The following is a 15,817-nucleotide window of genomic DNA, read 5'->3' on the forward strand; positions in this document are numbered from 1 at the left end:
GCCGCAGCTGATCGACCGCCGCGAGCAGGTGCTGGACTCCATGACCGCCTATCAGATCACCGAGCTGATGGAAGGCGTCGTGCAGGCCGGTACAGCGACCGTGGTCAGGGAGGTCGGCAAGCCGATCGCCGGCAAGACCGGCACCACCAACGAGGCCAAGGACGCCTGGTTCGTCGGTTTCTCGCCCGACGTGGCCGTCGCCATCTACATGGGCTACGACAAGCCGCGTCCGCTCGGCAGAGGCAACGCCGCGACCGGCGGCCATTTGGCCGCGCCGATCGCGCGTGACTTCCTGAAGCTCGCGCTCGCCGACAAGCCCGCGGTTCCGTTCAAGGTGCCGGCCGGCATCAAGCTGATCCGCGTCGTCGCCAAGACCGGCATGCGCGCCGGCCCCGGCGAGACCGGTGGAACCATCCTCGAAGCCTTCAAGCCGGGCACGGCGCCGCCTGACAACTACTCGGTCATCGGCGTGGCCGATGCCGACGGCCGCATGCCGCAGCAGCCGCCGCCGGATTCCGGCTTCTTCATGCGTCCGGGCACCGGCGGGCTGTACTAGGCCCCTTAGGATAAGACGGACGATCTTAAGCCCCGGCGGTTGCGCTTTGCAGCCGCCGCCGCTACATCCCCATCTCAATTGCACGCGGGAACAATTCCGCGAGACCAGAGAACGACATGCGCGCCGAAATCGAACGGTTGGTAGAAGAGATCAAGCAGTCAGTCGGGCTGCTGAGGAGGCATCTTTGACGTCGAGAAATCGACGGCGCGCCTCGCTGAGCTGAACAAGCTCGCTGAAGATCCCAACCTCTGGAACGATCCCCAGAAAGCCCAGAAGCTGATGCAGGAGCGCACCTCGCTGGAGGATGCGCTATCGGGCATCGGCAAGGTCGAGCAGGAGCTCGAGGACGATATCGGCATGATCGAGCTCGGCGAGGCCGAGGGCGATGAGGGCGTCGTCGCCGAAGCCGAAGCTGCGCTCAAGAACCTGAAGAAGGAAGTCGCGCGACGCGAGCTCGAGGCGCTGTTGTCGGGCGAGGCCGACCGCTTCGATTCCTATCTCGAGGTCCATGCCGGCGCCGGCGGCACCGAGAGCCAGGACTGGGCACAGATGCTGCTCCGCATGTACACGCGCTGGGCCGAAACGCACGGCTTCAAGGTTGAGGTGCTGGAGGAGTCCGACGGCGAAGAGGCCGGCATCAAGTCGGCGACCATCCAGGTCTCCGGCCACAATGCCTATGGCTGGCTGAAGACGGAAGCGGGCGTGCACCGCCTGGTCCGCATCTCGCCATTCGATTCCAATGCGCGCCGGCACACCTCGTTTTCGAGCGTGCAGGTGTTCCCGGTCATCGACGACAGCATCAAGATCGAGATCAAGGAAGCCGACGTCCGCGTCGACACCATGCGCTCCGGCGGCGCCGGCGGCCAGCATGTCAACAAGACCGAATCCGCGGTGCGCCTGACGCACATCCCGACCGGCATCGCCGTGGTCTGCCAGGCCGGCCGCTCCCAGCACAAGAACCGGGCGCAGGCCTGGGACATGCTGCGCGCGCGCCTCTACGAGATCGAGCTGAAGAAGCGCGAGGAGAAGGCCGCCGCCGATCAGGCCGCCAAGACCGATATCGGCTGGGGCCACCAGATCCGCTCCTACGTGCTCCAGCCCTACCAGATGGTGAAGGATCTGCGCACAGGCGTGCAGACCTCCGACACGTCGGGCGTGCTCAACGGCGAGCTCGACGAGTTCATGGCCGCCACGCTGGCGCAGCGCGCCTTTGGCACCACGGCCGGCGAGATCGAGGACGTGGACTGATCATGCCCCGCGTCGCCTTCATCGGATTGGGGCGGATGGGCCATGGCATGGCCGGCCGCTTTCTCGATGCCGGCTTCACGGTGACGCTCTGGAATCGCAGCAAGGCCAAAGCCGAAGACCTCATCGCGCGCGGCGCGCAGTGGGCGACCTCGCCGGAGGACGCCGCGATCGATGCCGACGCCGTGGTGACCATGGTCGCCGACGATGAAGCCTCGCGCGCGGTCTGGCTCGGGCCCAAGGGAGCGGCCAAGACCGCCAAGGCCGGAACGATCGCGATCGAATGCTCCACGGTTTCCTACGACCATGCGCGCGACATGGCCCGCGAACTGAACGGCCGCGGGCTCATCTACATCGACTGCCCGGTGACGGGATTGCCGGATGCCGCCGCGGCGGGAAAGCTGACGCTGCTGGTCGGTGCCGACGGCGCTGATCTCGACCGCGCGCGGCCATATCTGACGCCGATCGGCTCGACGATCCGCCATTTCGGCGCGGTCGGCACCGGCACGGTCTACAAGCTCATCAACAATCTGATGGGTGCGATCCAGATCGCAGGGCTCGCCGAGGGACTTGCGATCGCCGAGCAGGCCGGGCTCGACATGAACCTGGTGCTGGAGTCGATCCAGGCGGGCGTTGCCGCCAGCCCCCAGGTGCAGCGTCACTCCAGGCGCATGGTCGCCCGCGACTTCAGCGGCGCGACCTTCACGTCCGCGCTGCGGCACAAGGATGCCGCCTATGCCGTGAAGCTCGCCGAGACCCTGCTCGCCGACAAGCCACTGGTCGCGCGCGCCGCCGTCGAGTCCTACGCGCGGGCGAAAGCCGCGATGCCGGACGACGATGAAGGCAGGATGATCGAGCTTGTCTCGCAACCGAAGACGACGAAGACCTCTTAGCCGGTCGAGGTGACATGGGGCAGCCTCGGTCGGAACGCGGTCTTGGCATTGCCCTCGTTGTTGCCGCCGCGATTGCCTGGAGCACGGCGCCGTTCTTCACGCGCCTGCTCCCATTCGATCCCTGGACCATCCTGTTCTGGCGCGGCCTGTTCGGCGGCAGCCTGATCGTCGTGTTTCTCGTCCTGCTGCAGGGACGCGGCGGGCTGCGGCAACTGGTGGCTCCGGGACGCGGCGGCTGGCTGGTGGCGTCATTGTCGACGCTTGGCATGATCTCGTTCATCCCCGCGCTTCAGATGACAAAGGTGATGAACGTGGCCGTGCTGATCGCAACCCAGCCCTTCGTTGCGGCGGCGCTGGCGTGGCTGTGGCTCGGCGAAGCCGCGACGTGGCGCACGCTGATCGCGAGCCTCATCGCCTTTGCCGGCGTGGTCATCACGGTCGGTGGCGTTGAAGCCGCCGGGGACATCAGCGGAATTGCCCTGGGCTGCCTGATGGTGCTCGCCATCTCGGCCATGACGGTTGTCATTCGCCGCTACCGGCAGACGTCGATGGTGGCGGCGGCGGCATTGTCGAATTTCCTGGGAAGTCTCGTCAGCCTCCCGTTCGCCCACAACATTGCCCATGTTGGCGGTAACAACCTTGCAATCCTTGCGATGTTTGGTTGCCTTCAGGTCGCACTTGGCCTGACGTTCTACATGCTCGGCTCGCGCCTGCTGCCGTCAGGACAAGCGTCTCTGATCGCGACGCTGGAAACGCCATTGATGCCGTTCTGGATCTGGGTTGCCTTCCGCGAGATGCCGGCCGTCCATGCGCTCATCGGCGGCGCTCTGGTGATCGGGGCGGTGGTCGCTGACATCGCCGGGGATGCGCGGAAGCGTGAGGGAGGCCAGAACGCGGGCCCTTAGGGTGCGCGTCTCGGAAATCGGGTGGCAGTGTCCGTCGCGCCGTATTAGGCGAGCAGGCTCGGCCGCCAATGCGAGACGCCATGCCCGCCCACGACAACAGGATCGACGCGCGAGACTGGTCGCTGCTCGGCCTGCTCTCGATCCTTTGGGGCGGTTCGTTCTTCTTTAACGGCGCGGCGCTGCGGGAATTGTCGCCGCTGACGCTGGTGTTCCTGCGTGTCGGCCTCGGCGCGGCCATTCTGCTGCCGCTGCTGCGCGTGCAGGGGATCGGCTTTCCCAGGGGCATGACGGGCTGGCGGGCATTCTTCGCGATCGGGCTGCTGAACAACGTCATTCCGTTCTCGCTGATCGTGATCGGCCAGACTTTTATTCCGAGCGGGCTCGCGTCCATCCTGAACGCGACCACGCCGCTGTTCACGGTGATGGTGATGGCCGCGGCGGGCGAAGAGGCCTTGCATGTGCGCCGGGTGGCCGGCGTGGCGCTCGGCCTCGCCGGTGTGATCATCCTGCGCGGATGGGGCATCGAGACCAGGCCGGGACAGGGACTCGGCATCCTGCTCTGCCTCGGCGGTGCGTTCAGCTACGGCCTCGCAGCGCTGGCCGCGCGCCGGCTGCTGAAGGACTCGCCGCCGCTCGGCGCGGCAACCTTTCAGTTGATGGCGTCCACGGTGATGATGGCGATCGTCGCCGGCGTGGTGGAGGAGCCATGGCGTCTTCCAACGCTAAGCGCAGCAACATGGCTCGCAGTGCTCGGCCTTGCCGCTCTGTCGACGGCGCTCGCCTACATCGTCTTCTTTCAGATACTGCAGCGTTCGGGCGCATCCAATGTCATGCTGGTGACGCTGCTCATTCCTGTGACCGCCATTTTTCTGGGATGGCTGGTGCTGGGCGAGCCGATCTCTATGCGTGAGATCGCGGGCGCCATCGTCATCGGCAGCGCATTGCTCGTGATTGACGGACGCGTGCTGTGGTTGCGGCGGCGCGCTGGTACGATCGTTTAGTCCCGATGATCTGCGAGCGCGATGACGCGCCGCGCGCTTTCTGCCCCAAGTCTCGCGCGCGTCTGCGCGTCGTATCCGCGATCTCGAAGAGCCAGCTCGACGCTAACGGTCAGCCCGGCCGGCAGGGTTCGCAGAAGCGACACGAGTGGCAGCTCGCCCTCGCCAGGAAACTCGCGCTGTGTTCGGGCCTCCTCGAGCATTGCAGCCGTATCCGCGGGAAGCGCCGCCGGTGCGTCGCAAAGATGCACATAGCCGAAACGTCGTGGGGGAATGCCCGCGATGTCGGCCGGTGTCCCGCCGCTGCGGGAGAGGTGCAGCGCATCCACAAGAATGCCCGCGTTGTCGCAGCCCATGGCCGCGACAACCTGCTCGGCATCCTTCAGAGTGGGAACCGAGGACCACATCATGAACTCCAGATCCACGGAGATATCATGTGGACGCATTCGCTCGCAGATTGCCGCCATCTTGTCCACGACCATGGATCGGTCTGGCTCGACGGCTGCCACCTTGACCCGACGAGCGCCAAGACGAACGACGGTTTCGAAGAAGGGCTCGAGCAGGCGAATGTCGAGCTCCCGCGTGATCTTGATCTGCTCGACGTCGAAAACCGGAATGCCGGTTGAGGCCATGCGCTCAAGCGCCTGCCTGATGACCGGCGAGCGAGCGGAAAGATCGTAGGTCTTGTCGCCCGGCGCGACCGGCAGGAGCCTCAGATCGACGCTGTCGTAGCCCGCATGTCGCGCCGCGGACACCGCGTCGGGTGGCGATAGCTCCGCGACTGTCATGAATGCAAGGGAGAGGGCGCGCTTCATGCGAGTGACCAGGCATCTAGTGCGCGAAATTGCGCAGAATGATCTTGGAAGCGCGGACCTCGCCTCGATCGAGAGCGGCGAATGCCTCCGGCCCCTGAGCCATCGGCCGTTCCTCGACCCAGCTCAGGTCTCCCATCCGGCCGCTGTCGAGCAAGGAGACCGTCTCTCGGAAATCCGCCGCGTCGTAGCAGAACGAGCCGCTGAACGCGATCTCACCGAGGGTCAGCCGCCGCATGTCCAGCCCGTCATTGCCAGGCAGCAGGCCAAGATGCACGATCGCGCCGCCGAAGCGGGCAGCGCGCGAGGCCATCGCGCGGGATGCCGCCGAGCCTACCGCGTCGATGACCAGATCGACCGATCCGTCGACGACGGGCTGGGAGGCCGGATCGAAGACGCCCTCGATCCCGGCTTCGGCGGCGGCTTTGCGACGCAGCGGATTGGTCCCGGCCAAGAGCACCTGTCCGGCATTGCGGGCGCGCAGGACGAGGGCAGCAGCGAGCCCAATGGCTCCGACCCCGATGACCAGTGCTCGCATAGCGGAAATGGGACGGCGCAGCAGCCGCTCGCCCAGATTGGCGGCGTGATAGGAAACGGCGACCGGCTCGACCAAGGCGGCCGTCGAGAAGCTCATGCTGTCCGGTATCCGAATGGCATTGCGTGCCGGCACGCGTACGATGTCGGCGAATGCGCCCGGGCGACCCGGCATGCCGAGGCTCTGCTTGTTCGCGCATAGCTGCGGATTGCCGGCGACGCATTGATCGCAGCTCGTGCAGGCCAGCAGAGGGTTGATGACGACGCGCTCGCCGGCCCGCCGCCCTGCGATGATCGAGCCCGCTGCTTCATGCCCCATCACGAGTGGCGGCACGCGGCGTGGATCCTGTCCGTGCCAGCCGTGCATGTCGGAACCGCAGATGCCGCTGGCTTCCACCCGGATCAGCACTTCCCCGTCGGCTTCCTCCAGGTCAGGTACGTCGCAATAACGCATGGAAGCGGGCCCGAGAAATACGAGAGCTCGCATGTTTCCTCCAGAACGGTTGATGCATTCAGTAGGTGGCACGGCCACCCGTCAGATCGAAGACGAAGCCCGTGGTGAAAGAGCATTCGGGGCCAGCGATCCAGGAGACCATCGAGGCGACCTCGTCGACCTTCAGCAGGCGTCCCATCGGCAACTTGGCCTTGCTGGCGCGGATATGCTCCTCGGTCATCTGAGACAGCAGCGCGGTCTCGACCATCGCCGGTGCGACGCAGTTGATCAGGATGCCGTCCTGCGCCAGCTCCTTGGCAACGGCCTTGGTGAAGGCGATCACGCCCCCCTTGGCCGCCGAATAGGCCGAGATGAACTGCACGCCTTCCTTGCCCGCTATCGAGGCGACATTGATGATGCGGCCATAGCCTCTGGCGCGCATGTGCGGAATGGCGGCCCGGCAACAATGGAACACGCCGTTGAGATTGATGCCGATGACCTTTTCCCAGGTCTCGACGGGGTATTCCCAGGACGGCGTGACAGGGCCGTTGATTCCGGCGTTGTTGACCAGGATATCGACCGGACCTGCCTGTTCCACAACCGCATCGAATGCCGCCTGCACCTCCTTTGCCGACGAGACATCGACACGCTGGACAAGCGCGGGTTTGAATTCATCACCGTCCGCTTCGGGTGAGGTCACGTTCAAATCCCAGACGATCACCTCGGCGCCTCGCTCGGCGATGCGCCGCGCGATGCCGAGCCCGATGCCGCGTATTCCCCCCGTGATGATCGCGCGGCGACCGGCAAGATAGCGTTCCATTCGTAGTTCCTCAGAGCAAGGCGGTGGTGATGACGGGAAATGTCGCGATGACCAGCAGCGCAAGCAGCAGCACACCGAGATACGGCCAGATGCACTTCATCACCGTGGAAGGATCCACGCGGCCAATTCCGCAGGCTGCGTAGAACGCCAGGCCGAATGGTGGCGCGAACACGCCGAGGCCCATGGCGAGAATGATCACCATGGCATAGTGCACGTCGTTGATCTGCAGGGCGCGGGCGACCGGGAACACCAAGGGCCCGAACAGTACGATGACGGGCAGGCCTTCCAGCACGCTGCCGAGCACGATGAAGACGAGGATCGACAATGCCATGAACGGCACGACCGAGCCTGTTCCGCTCATGACCTGCACCAGGCCCCGCGAGAATCCGGATTGTGTCAACGCCCAGGCCATGGCCGTCGCCGCACCGATGATCAGCAGCACGGCGCCCGACAAGGCTGCCGTTTCCACCATGATCGGAAAAAGGCGTCGCCAGGCCACCTTTCGCCACGTGCAGAGGCCGACAACCAGGCTGTAGAACACGCCGATCGTCGAGACCTCTGTCGCCGTCGTGATGCCTTCCAGCACGAAGAAGCGGATCAGCAGCGGCAAAAGCAATCCGGGAGCCGCGAGCAGGAAGGCATTCCAAATGTCTCGCGCCGATGCCCGTTCCGACTTGGCCCCGCTTCGGCGGGATTGCAGCGACACAAAGATAACGAGAGCGAGCGCTGCAACTGCGGCCGGCAGAACGCCGCCCGCGAACAATGAGGCGATGGACACTCCGGCAACCGCGCCAACGGTGATGAGGACGAGGGATGGCGGGATCGTCTCTGCCATGACACCGGACGCGGCGAGCAGAGCCACCATCCGCCCGGGATCATTGCCCAGCTGCTTCATTTCCGGGAGCAAAACCGGCGCGACGGCCGCCATGTCCGCGACTTTGGAGCCGGATATGCCGGATACCAGGAACATGGCTCCGAGGAGCACGTATTCCAGCCCACCGCGCACATGTCCGAGCAAGGTGACGAGAAAGCTCACCATCGTCTTTGCAATGCCCACGACCTCGATCAGGAGACCGAGGAAGATGAACATCGGCACTGCAAGGAGCAGCATGTTGGACATGCCGACATCCATCCTGATCAATACGATGGTGAGCGGCGTTCCGGTTCCGAAATAGAGATAGGCGATTGTCGCGCTGGCAAAGCAGAAGGCGATCGGCGCCCCGGAGAAGATGAAAAGGATGACGAGTGGTCCAAAGAACACTGTCAGGCTCATCGGTCCCCATGCCAGCCAGGTTCCCCGAAAGGCGAACAGCAGAACGAGGATCGCGGCGGCGATCGCGGCCGAGCCGGCGAGATGCGTTGGACGGTGCCGGCCGAGGCGGCCCAACTCGATGAGCAACATGGCGAGGAAGGCGACGGGCAAGGCGCTGGCCCGCCAGGAATCGGCAATTTCGAGTGCCTGCGTGATCGCGTCCGCCTGGGCAATCGTGTACTGGATCGCATACCAGCTCACGATCGCCAGGAATGTCGCACTCACGACGTGGGCGAAGGCGTCAAAGCGCGGCTGCCACGACTGCGGCAGCATATCGACGGCTGCCGTGAGCCTCATATGCTCGCCGCGCTGAAGGGCGATGACGGCGCCGATCATCGAGAGCCATATGAACAGGATGGTCGCGACTTCGTCGGTCCAGGTCGCCGGATTGTCGAGCACGTAGCGCGCGAACACGCCCCAACCGAGAATGCCGATCTCGACAACGACCAGCGCGGCGCCGAGGACGCCGGCCGTGGCGCCGACGTACCGTTCGATGATGTTCGCGGGCAACGTCGGATGGACAACGCCCGCAAGCGCTTCCGGCGGCAGCCGGCTCGGCGCCGAGACGTTCTCGACGACCACGGCGCTCACCCAAGCGCGCCGGTATAACGCTGCAGGGTATCCCAGGCGGCATCGCCGAATTTCGCGCGCCAGTCCTTGTAGTAGGAACTGGCCGACAGCGCGGCGCGGAACGAGGCGCGGTCGGGCTCGAGGAAGGTGACCCCGGCGCCCGCGAGCTTCTGGCGCAGGGCATCGGTCGCGGCGCTGATGTCGGCCCGCTCCTCCATGGCGGCCTGATCGAGGTTGCGCGACAGCACGTCCTTCAGCTGATCGGGAAGCTTTTCCCACGTGCCCTTGTGGCCGAGCATCCACCACCCATCCCATTGATGGGACGTCAAGGTGCAGAATTTCTGGACCTCGTAGATCTTGTTGGCCTCGATCAGGGCCAGCGGATTCTCCTGACTATCGACGATCTTCGTCTGAAGCGCGGAATAGACCTCGCTCAGATCGATGGTGGTGGGACTGGCGCCGAAAGCGCGCCAGAGCGACACCCAAAGATTTGCCGGGGGAACGCGCAGCTTGAGCCCCTTCACATCGGCGACGGTCTTCACCTGCCGGCTGGTGGTCGTGAGCTGACGATAGCCGTTGTCGAACATCTTCGGCACGGCGTAGAAACCGGCCTTCTCGTAGTCCTTGCAGATCAAGGCGCCGAGCTCGCCGTCCATGGCGCTCCACACCTTCTCATAGTTGTCGAACGCGAATCCTATGCCGCTGATGGCCGCGCCCGGAGCCTGCACCGCCGCGGTGATTCCGGAAATGCACTGAAACTGCAGCGCTCCGGCCTTGGTTTGCGAAAGCATGTCCACGTCGCCGCCCATCTGGCTGGCCGGGTAGACCTGAAAGTCGACGAGGCCGTTCGATTGCTCGTTGATGCGCTTGCTCGCCTCCATCAGCCTTATGGACAAGGGGTGGGACGGAGCGGTCGTGATGCCGCATTTCAGGACGAAGTCCGCGGCAACCGCTCGCCGGACGGCGAAAAGCGGGAGCGCAGCCGTGGCAAGCGCGAACGTTCGACGGGTCAGCATGTCGTCTCCTCCATTTTTTTTAATTACCTTATTGGATAATTACTGGCACCAATTAATCGGTTGGATAATTGATGTCAATCGGCGTTCGCTGCTACAACTGCCGATGCAGGAGAACCGACGACAGATGCCCATGGACGTCCAAACCCCACGCAAAGCATCGGGATCGGCCACGGGTCGCGGCCGCAAGCGCGACCGGGAAAGAACCCGCCAGGAAATTCTGGATGTCGCCTTCCAGGAATTTGCGGAAAAAGGCCTCAGCGGCACCAACACCGACGTGATTGCGGCTCGCGCCAACATCACGAAAAGGCTCGTCTTCTACTATTTCAACACCAAGGAGAAGTTGTTCACGGCGGTCCTCGAAGAGGCCTATGCCAAGATGCGCGACGCGGAGCGGGATCTCAGGCTGGACGAACTGGAACCCGAGACGGCCATTCGGACACTGGCGGAATTCACGTTCGATTTCGACAACGATAATCCGGAGTTCGTTCGGCTCGTGACGATCGAGAACATCCATCGCGGGCGCCATTTGACCAAATCCCTCAAGGCCCGTGCGATGACGCGGCCCATCATCGCGCAGATCGAGAGGGTCCTGGCTCGCGGAGAGAAAGCGGGCGTGATCCGGTCGGGAATCGACCCGGTCGAACTCCACATGACGCTTAGCTCATTGTGCTTCTTTTCCGTTGCCAACAGGCACACGTTCCAGCCGCAATTCGGATACGACATGACATCGAAGAGGGCGCGGCGGCAACGGCGGACGCAAATAAGCGACTTGTTGTGGCTCTACGTTCGCAAGGACGCCTAGCGAGGTTGGGCAACATCGCCGGGAGAGCCCGTCTCTGTACGTGAGATCGTGGGCGCAGTGGTCACCGGCAACGCATCGTTGTGATCAATGGACGCAGTCCGGGTGCGCTGCAGCGATCTGTACGCCGTCCGCGATCCGCGCTTCCAAACTATGCTGCACACAACTCCATTCCACGCGGCGGAAGATCAGGTCACTTGCCAGCCGCCGGCCTCCTTGCGACACTCCCGTCAAAACAAGACTACAAAATATAGGGAAGAGAACGATGCCGGGTCGTCGCGGAAGCCTTGCTGCCCTCGCCATGCTTGTTGCCGGAGTGTTGGCCACAACACCGGCCGAGGCGCAAAAGAAATACGACCCCGGCGCCACCGACACCGAAATCAAGATCGGCAACATCATGCCCTATAGCGGGCCGGCGTCCTCCTATGGCGTGATCGGCAAGACCGAGGCCGCGTTCTTCAGGATGATCAACGACCAGGGCGGGATCAACGGCCGCAAGATCAACTTCATCAGCTATGACGACGCCTATTCCCCACCGAAGGCGATCGAGCAGGCGCGCAAGCTCGTCGAGAGCGACGAGGTCTTGCTGATCTTCCAGCCGCTCGGCACGCCCTCGAATTCCGCGATCATGAAATACATGAACGCCAAGAAGGTGCCGCAGCTCTTCGTCGCCTCAGGCGGTACCAAGTTCGGCGATCCCAAGAACTTCCCATGGACCATGGGCTTCCAGCCCAACTACCAGAGCGAGGGGCGGATCTACGCAAAGTACATTCGCGATCATTTCTCGAACGGCAAGATCGCCGTGTTCTGGCAGAACGACGATGCCGGCAAGGACCAGTTCAAGGGCTTGAAGGATGGGCTTGGCGACAAGGCCAACATGATCATCGCAGACAAGTCCTACGAGGTGAGCGATCCCTCGATCGACTCGCAGATCGTCGCCTTGCACGATTCGGGCGCCGACATCTTCTTCTCGTGGGCCGCGCCGAAAGGCTCGGCGCAGGCGATCCGGAAGGTCGGCGAGCTCGGCTGGAAGCCGAAATTCTTCCTGGCCAACACGGCGACGTCGGTGGCCTCGGTGCTGAAGCCGGCGGGGCTTGAATATTCCAAGGACATCATCTCGACGGTCTATCTGAAAGACCCGACTGATCCGACCTGGGACAAGGATCCGGCCGTGCTGAAATGGCGGGAATTCATGGACAAGTACTATCCTGAGGGCGACAAGGCCAATGCCAACAATATCTACGGATATGTTCAGGCCGAGGCGATGGTGCAGGTCCTGAAGCAATGTGGAGACAATCTCACCCGCGAGAACGTCATGAAGCAGGCCGCGAACCTGAAGAATTTCCACACCGACCTCATGCTGCCCGGCATCATGGTGAACACCTCGCCGGACGATTATTTTCCGATCGAGCAGATGCAGCTGATGCGCTTCAACGGCCAGGCCTGGGAGCTGTTCGGCGACGTCATCACTGGCGAGGTCGGCCACGAACGCAGCCAGTAGTCATGGTGCGGCGTTGTTCCAACGTTCGGCATTGGCGCGCAGCGCCATGCCGCCGGCGACGCCGACGCCGAGCACATACATCCAGCCCTCGTGGAAATCGAACAGATGCGAGTTCAGAAGCGAGCTCGCGATGTTCTGCACCACGACGACGAGGCCGATCCAGGCCGCAAGGCCTCCGCCCGTGAACAGGCGAAGGTGGGCGAGCCACATCGCGTAGAGCAGGGCGACGCCCAGAAGGCCCCACTGCACGGCGACATTGAGGGTCTGGTTGTGCGGGTTGCTGACGATTTCTGTGTCGAGGCTACTCTGGCCGACGGCGGCGCGCTCGAATTGCCGCTTGATCGAGCCGGTGCCGTGCCCGAGCAGCGGCGATTCGGCGAAGGCTATGACTGACTTTCGCCAATAGGTCAGGCGCTGCGCGGTCGAGGCGCGGCTGATGTCCTCGTGACCGTGCTGATATTCAACCGCAATATCGTTAATGCGCTGGCGCAGATAGGACGATGTCGTCCAGGCGAGCGCGCTCGCGGCAACGGCGCTCGCGAGCAGGAGCACGGCGGCGCGTCGGCTCAGGTGACGCCAGGCGAACAGCCCCAGCAGGACCGCGATGCAGAACAACGCTGTGCGGGCCGAGGCGACGAAGACCATGTTGGTGACGAACAGCAGGATCAGCGCCAGGCAGGCGATCGTCGCAACGGTGTGCCACGCGCGCCAGAAGCTCAGCGCGGGCAGCGCGAGCGCAAACGCGCACAGGGTGAATTCCTGGCTCTGGTCGATGTAGTTCTTGACGGGAACACCGGCGGACGCGGTCGCGGTGATCTTCCAGGCGGGATTGAGCAGCACGATCCAGGAGAAGATCGCGAGCAGCGCGCAGGAGCCGAGAAAGGCGAGGCAAACCCATACGCCGCGCTCCGACCGGCTGAAGCGATAGAGCAGCGGCGGAATCAGCACGAGTTTTGCCACCGGCTTGATCGCATGCAGCCTGTCAGCCCAAGCGCCGTCCGACCATAGGGTGCCGACGAGCGCGAGCAGAAGGAAAGCAAAAGGCAAAGCAAGTGCGGGCTTCGCGAGACTGCGCGCGTAGTCGCGCCAGTCGATCGTCGCTGTCACCACGAGCAGCCAGAGCCCGACGAAGATAGAAGGCGCCGTGGTCGACCAGGGCAGCGAGGCTGCGATCAGGGCGGCGAGCACGTCGGCAGCTCGAAGCAACGTGTCCGGGCTGCGCCAGGCCTGCGACCGGCCGCGCCATGGCTGTGGATCGGCAGGGTCAGACCATGCCGCGGGATCAACTGTCATGGCGAATTGCCTATTGCGCAGCCATCAGGCTTTCCGCGGGCATATATTGGCCGAGGAAGTCACGGGCCTGGGTCTGGTAGCCGAAACGTTCCGCAAGCTCGCCGCGTCTTGCCCGGATCCTGCCGCGGCATTCCTCCTGCCGCGCCAGCACGCGGATGACGGAGGCGGCGATCGAGTCATTGGAGAACGGATCGAAATAGTCCGCGAGTTCGCCCGCGACCTCGCGGAACACGGCGATATCCGAGCACAGCACCGGCGTATTCGCGGCCAGCGCCTCGATGATCGGCACGCCAAACCCTTCCGCGAAGCTCGGCATGATCAGGCCGTGCGACTCGGCGATCAGAGCGGCCTTCTCATGTTCGTCGACATAGCCGGCGAAACGGACGTTTGGCGGAAGATTGCGCGTCCGGCTGATGTGGCCGGCATAGCCGATCACCACGAGATCGGCCTGAGGCACGTTGCGGAAGGCACGAATGACGGTGGCGACGTTCTTGCGCGGCTCGTTCGACACGATGACGACGAAGCTCGGCCGCCCCGGACGCCCCGACGGGGCTGGCAGATGCAGGACATCCGGGGCGTCGAACCGGGTGCGGGGATACACGACCCGCGCCGGCAGGTGCGCAAATTGCGGCAACAGTTCCCTGAACCGCATCATGCTATAGTTTGAAACGAAGGCGAGCTCGTCGGCCTGACGCAGGCTGGTGAGGAGCCGCGACAGGAACAGCCGCGTTGCGACGTCGCTGAGCTTGAGGTCGGTGAGCGGCAGCAGGTCGTGGACCACGCAGATCACTTTTGCGTTCGGCCCGCGCTTGATCGCGACCCGGGTCGGCGTGTCCACGACGATAACGTCATATTCGCGCGCGTCGATCCGCGGCGGGGGCAGCAGGAAGAAGGCCGAGGAGTCCTGGTAGCTGTAGAACCCGGGCTCGAGCTGGAAGTCGCGGAACAGTTCGAGGTGGCGCAGGTCCGGCGGGATGTATTCGAGCGCCGCGGTCCGGTTCTCGATGAGCCGCGCGCCCAAGGTCCGCACACCGATCGCGCGCAGGAAGCAGACGGTGTATTCCCACGACACCGACATCGTGAGGCGATGCCGGAGCCAGTCGAGCGTGCGCCTGAGGCCGCCGCGCGTCACCGGCTCGCTCATGTTGACCTCGTCGAGGAAGCGGTAGAGAGCGAGCAGCTCGATGTTGCGCGACTGGGCCGGAAACAGCCGCGTCCGCCGCTCGCGGCTGCGCAGCTTGCGGTAGCGCCGCGTGGTCTCGACCAGCAGCGTGAGCTCGTGGCCTTCGGCCGCAAGCGAGCGCATCAGCTCGCGCGTGAAGTGGAAGATGCCGCGCTTGTGGTTGGGCTCGCCGAGCGCTTCGGACACGACAAGGATGTTCTGCTTCATGCGCGTTTCTCGCGGAGCTCGAAAGGGTGTGTTGACGGCGGCTCGACCACGGCGGTCGAGGCGACGCGCCCATGGTCGAGATTGATGATCCGGGTGCAGGTGCGGCGCAGCAGCGGCTGGTCGTGCGAGGCGATGATCACGATCGCGGCCTGCGAGACGAGGTTCAGCAGGCGCGTCTGCGCCTTTTCCGCGAAACGTTCGTCGACCACGCTCAGCCATTCGTCGAGCAGGAGGATGTCGGCCGGAAAGGCGGTGGCGGTCGCGAACAGCACCCGCATCAGCATGCCCGAGGAGAACATGCGCAGAGGCAGCCGCTGCATGCGCTCCTCGAGCTCGGTGAAGGCCCAGATCTCGTCGATGACGGCGCGGCTCGGCTTGCGTCCGCTGATCCGCAGCAAGAGCGCGATGTTGTCCTCCGCCACGAAATCCAGGTTGACGCCGGCGTTCAGGCCGAGCAAGGGCACGACGTTGCCCTTGATCGCGACGCTGCCGCTGCTCGGCGGGTAGACGCCGGCGATGAGGCGCAGCAATGTCGACTTGCCTGAGCCGTTGGGGCCGGCGAGGCCGATGCGGCTGCCTGCTTCCGCCTCGATCGAGACGTTGTCGACGGCGCGGATGATCCGCATCTCGCCCTGTTCGCGGATGAGGTGGCCGAGCAGCCGCCGCTTCAGCGAGAAGTCGTAGGCGCCATAGAGCGGATAATCGAGACAGACGTTGCGCAGACTGATCGAGACCATGCG

14 protein-coding genes and 1 pseudogene are annotated in these 15,817 nt (G+C 64.2%); 7 read left to right on the plus strand and 8 right to left on the minus strand.

Annotation, left to right across the window (positions count from 1 at the left end; all coding sequences use genetic code 11):
• The 5 genes and pseudogenes from AYJ54_RS52800 to AYJ54_RS27225 all read left to right on the plus strand — a co-directional run.
• Nucleotides 1-556: pseudogene (locus tag AYJ54_RS52800) on the plus strand (penicillin-binding transpeptidase domain-containing protein); the annotation flags it as partial.
• A 116-nt stretch (nt 557-672) separates the two neighbouring features.
• Nucleotides 673-1,804 (plus strand): peptide chain release factor 2 gene (gene prfB / locus AYJ54_RS27210; RefSeq protein WP_136623957.1). Its coding sequence is split into 2 segments (ribosomal slippage): nt 673-741 and nt 743-1,804, totalling 1,131 coding nucleotides; the frame shifts between segments, so codons are not numbered across the junction.
• A 2-nt stretch (nt 1,805-1,806) separates the two neighbouring features.
• Nucleotides 1,807-2,694: an NAD(P)-dependent oxidoreductase gene (locus AYJ54_RS27215; RefSeq protein ID WP_063703765.1), complete on the plus strand. Its 888-nt coding sequence runs from the start codon at nt 1,807-1,809 to the stop codon at nt 2,692-2,694.
• 14 nt (nt 2,695-2,708) lie between these two features.
• Complete coding sequence (locus AYJ54_RS27220; RefSeq protein ID WP_063703767.1) at nt 2,709-3,599, plus strand: DMT family transporter; 891 nt, start codon at nt 2,709-2,711, stop codon at nt 3,597-3,599.
• 80 nt (nt 3,600-3,679) lie between these two features.
• A complete protein-coding gene (locus AYJ54_RS27225; protein WP_063703769.1) occupies nt 3,680-4,600 on the plus strand; it encodes a DMT family transporter in 921 nt (306 codons plus the stop codon).
• Here the strand turns inward: AYJ54_RS27225 and AYJ54_RS27230 are convergent.
• The 5 genes from AYJ54_RS27230 to AYJ54_RS27250 are packed head-to-tail and all read right to left on the minus strand — an operon-like array spanning nt 4,597 to nt 10,094.
• The gene (locus AYJ54_RS27230) at nt 4,597-5,412 is read right to left on the minus strand and encodes a sugar phosphate isomerase/epimerase family protein (RefSeq protein ID WP_063703770.1); all 816 of its coding nucleotides are present in this window, start codon (nt 5,410-5,412) and stop codon (nt 4,597-4,599) included. The two genes, AYJ54_RS27225 and AYJ54_RS27230, sit on opposite strands and share 4 nt — an antisense overlap.
• A gap of 16 nt (nt 5,413-5,428) precedes the next feature.
• The gene (locus tag AYJ54_RS27235) at nt 5,429-6,430 is read right to left on the minus strand and encodes a zinc-dependent alcohol dehydrogenase (RefSeq protein WP_063703772.1); all 1,002 of its coding nucleotides are present in this window, start codon (nt 6,428-6,430) and stop codon (nt 5,429-5,431) included.
• A 25-nt stretch (nt 6,431-6,455) separates the two neighbouring features.
• Entirely contained in the window at nt 6,456-7,196 is a 741-nt protein-coding gene (locus tag AYJ54_RS27240) for an SDR family NAD(P)-dependent oxidoreductase (RefSeq protein WP_063703774.1), read from the minus strand.
• 10 nt (nt 7,197-7,206) lie between these two features.
• Nucleotides 7,207-9,099 carry a TRAP transporter large permease gene (locus AYJ54_RS27245; protein WP_245329144.1) on the minus strand — a complete coding sequence of 631 codons (1,893 nt, stop codon included), beginning with the start codon at nt 9,097-9,099 and terminating at the stop codon, nt 7,207-7,209.
• Entirely contained in the window at nt 9,096-10,094 is a 999-nt protein-coding gene (locus AYJ54_RS27250) for a TRAP transporter substrate-binding protein (RefSeq protein WP_063703776.1), read from the minus strand. The genes AYJ54_RS27245 and AYJ54_RS27250 overlap by 4 nt, the downstream gene beginning before the upstream one ends.
• On the opposite strand from AYJ54_RS27250, the gene AYJ54_RS27255 reads away from it, so the two are divergent.
• Both AYJ54_RS27255 and AYJ54_RS27260 read left to right on the plus strand, forming a co-directional pair.
• Nucleotides 10,063-10,896, plus strand: a complete 834-nt coding sequence (locus AYJ54_RS27255) for a TetR/AcrR family transcriptional regulator (RefSeq protein ID WP_245329145.1) — start codon at nt 10,063-10,065, stop codon at nt 10,894-10,896. The genes AYJ54_RS27250 and AYJ54_RS27255 overlap by 32 nt on opposite strands.
• Before the next feature lie 262 nt (nt 10,897-11,158).
• Nucleotides 11,159-12,394 carry an ABC transporter substrate-binding protein gene (locus AYJ54_RS27260; protein WP_063703778.1) on the plus strand — a complete coding sequence of 412 codons (1,236 nt, stop codon included), beginning with the start codon at nt 11,159-11,161 and terminating at the stop codon, nt 12,392-12,394.
• On the opposite strand, the gene AYJ54_RS27265 is transcribed toward AYJ54_RS27260, so the two are convergent.
• From AYJ54_RS27265 to AYJ54_RS27275, 3 genes are read right to left on the minus strand one after another with little or no spacing between them, the layout of a single operon-like run.
• Nucleotides 12,395-13,687: an O-antigen ligase family protein gene (locus tag AYJ54_RS27265; protein WP_063703780.1), complete on the minus strand. Its 1,293-nt coding sequence runs from the start codon at nt 13,685-13,687 to the stop codon at nt 12,395-12,397.
• A 10-nt stretch (nt 13,688-13,697) separates the two neighbouring features.
• On the minus strand, nt 13,698-15,077 hold the full coding sequence (locus tag AYJ54_RS27270) for a glycosyltransferase family 4 protein (protein ID WP_063703781.1): 1,380 nt from the start codon (nt 15,075-15,077) through the stop codon (nt 13,698-13,700).
• Nucleotides 15,074-15,814: an ABC transporter ATP-binding protein gene (locus AYJ54_RS27275; protein WP_063703783.1), complete on the minus strand. Its 741-nt coding sequence runs from the start codon at nt 15,812-15,814 to the stop codon at nt 15,074-15,076. Before AYJ54_RS27275 ends, AYJ54_RS27270 begins: the two co-directional genes overlap by 4 nt.
• Nucleotides 15,815-15,817 lie beyond the last annotated feature (3 nt).

Source organism: Bradyrhizobium centrolobii, from assembly GCF_001641635.1.
Classification (GTDB): domain Bacteria; phylum Pseudomonadota; class Alphaproteobacteria; order Rhizobiales; family Xanthobacteraceae; genus Bradyrhizobium; species Bradyrhizobium centrolobii.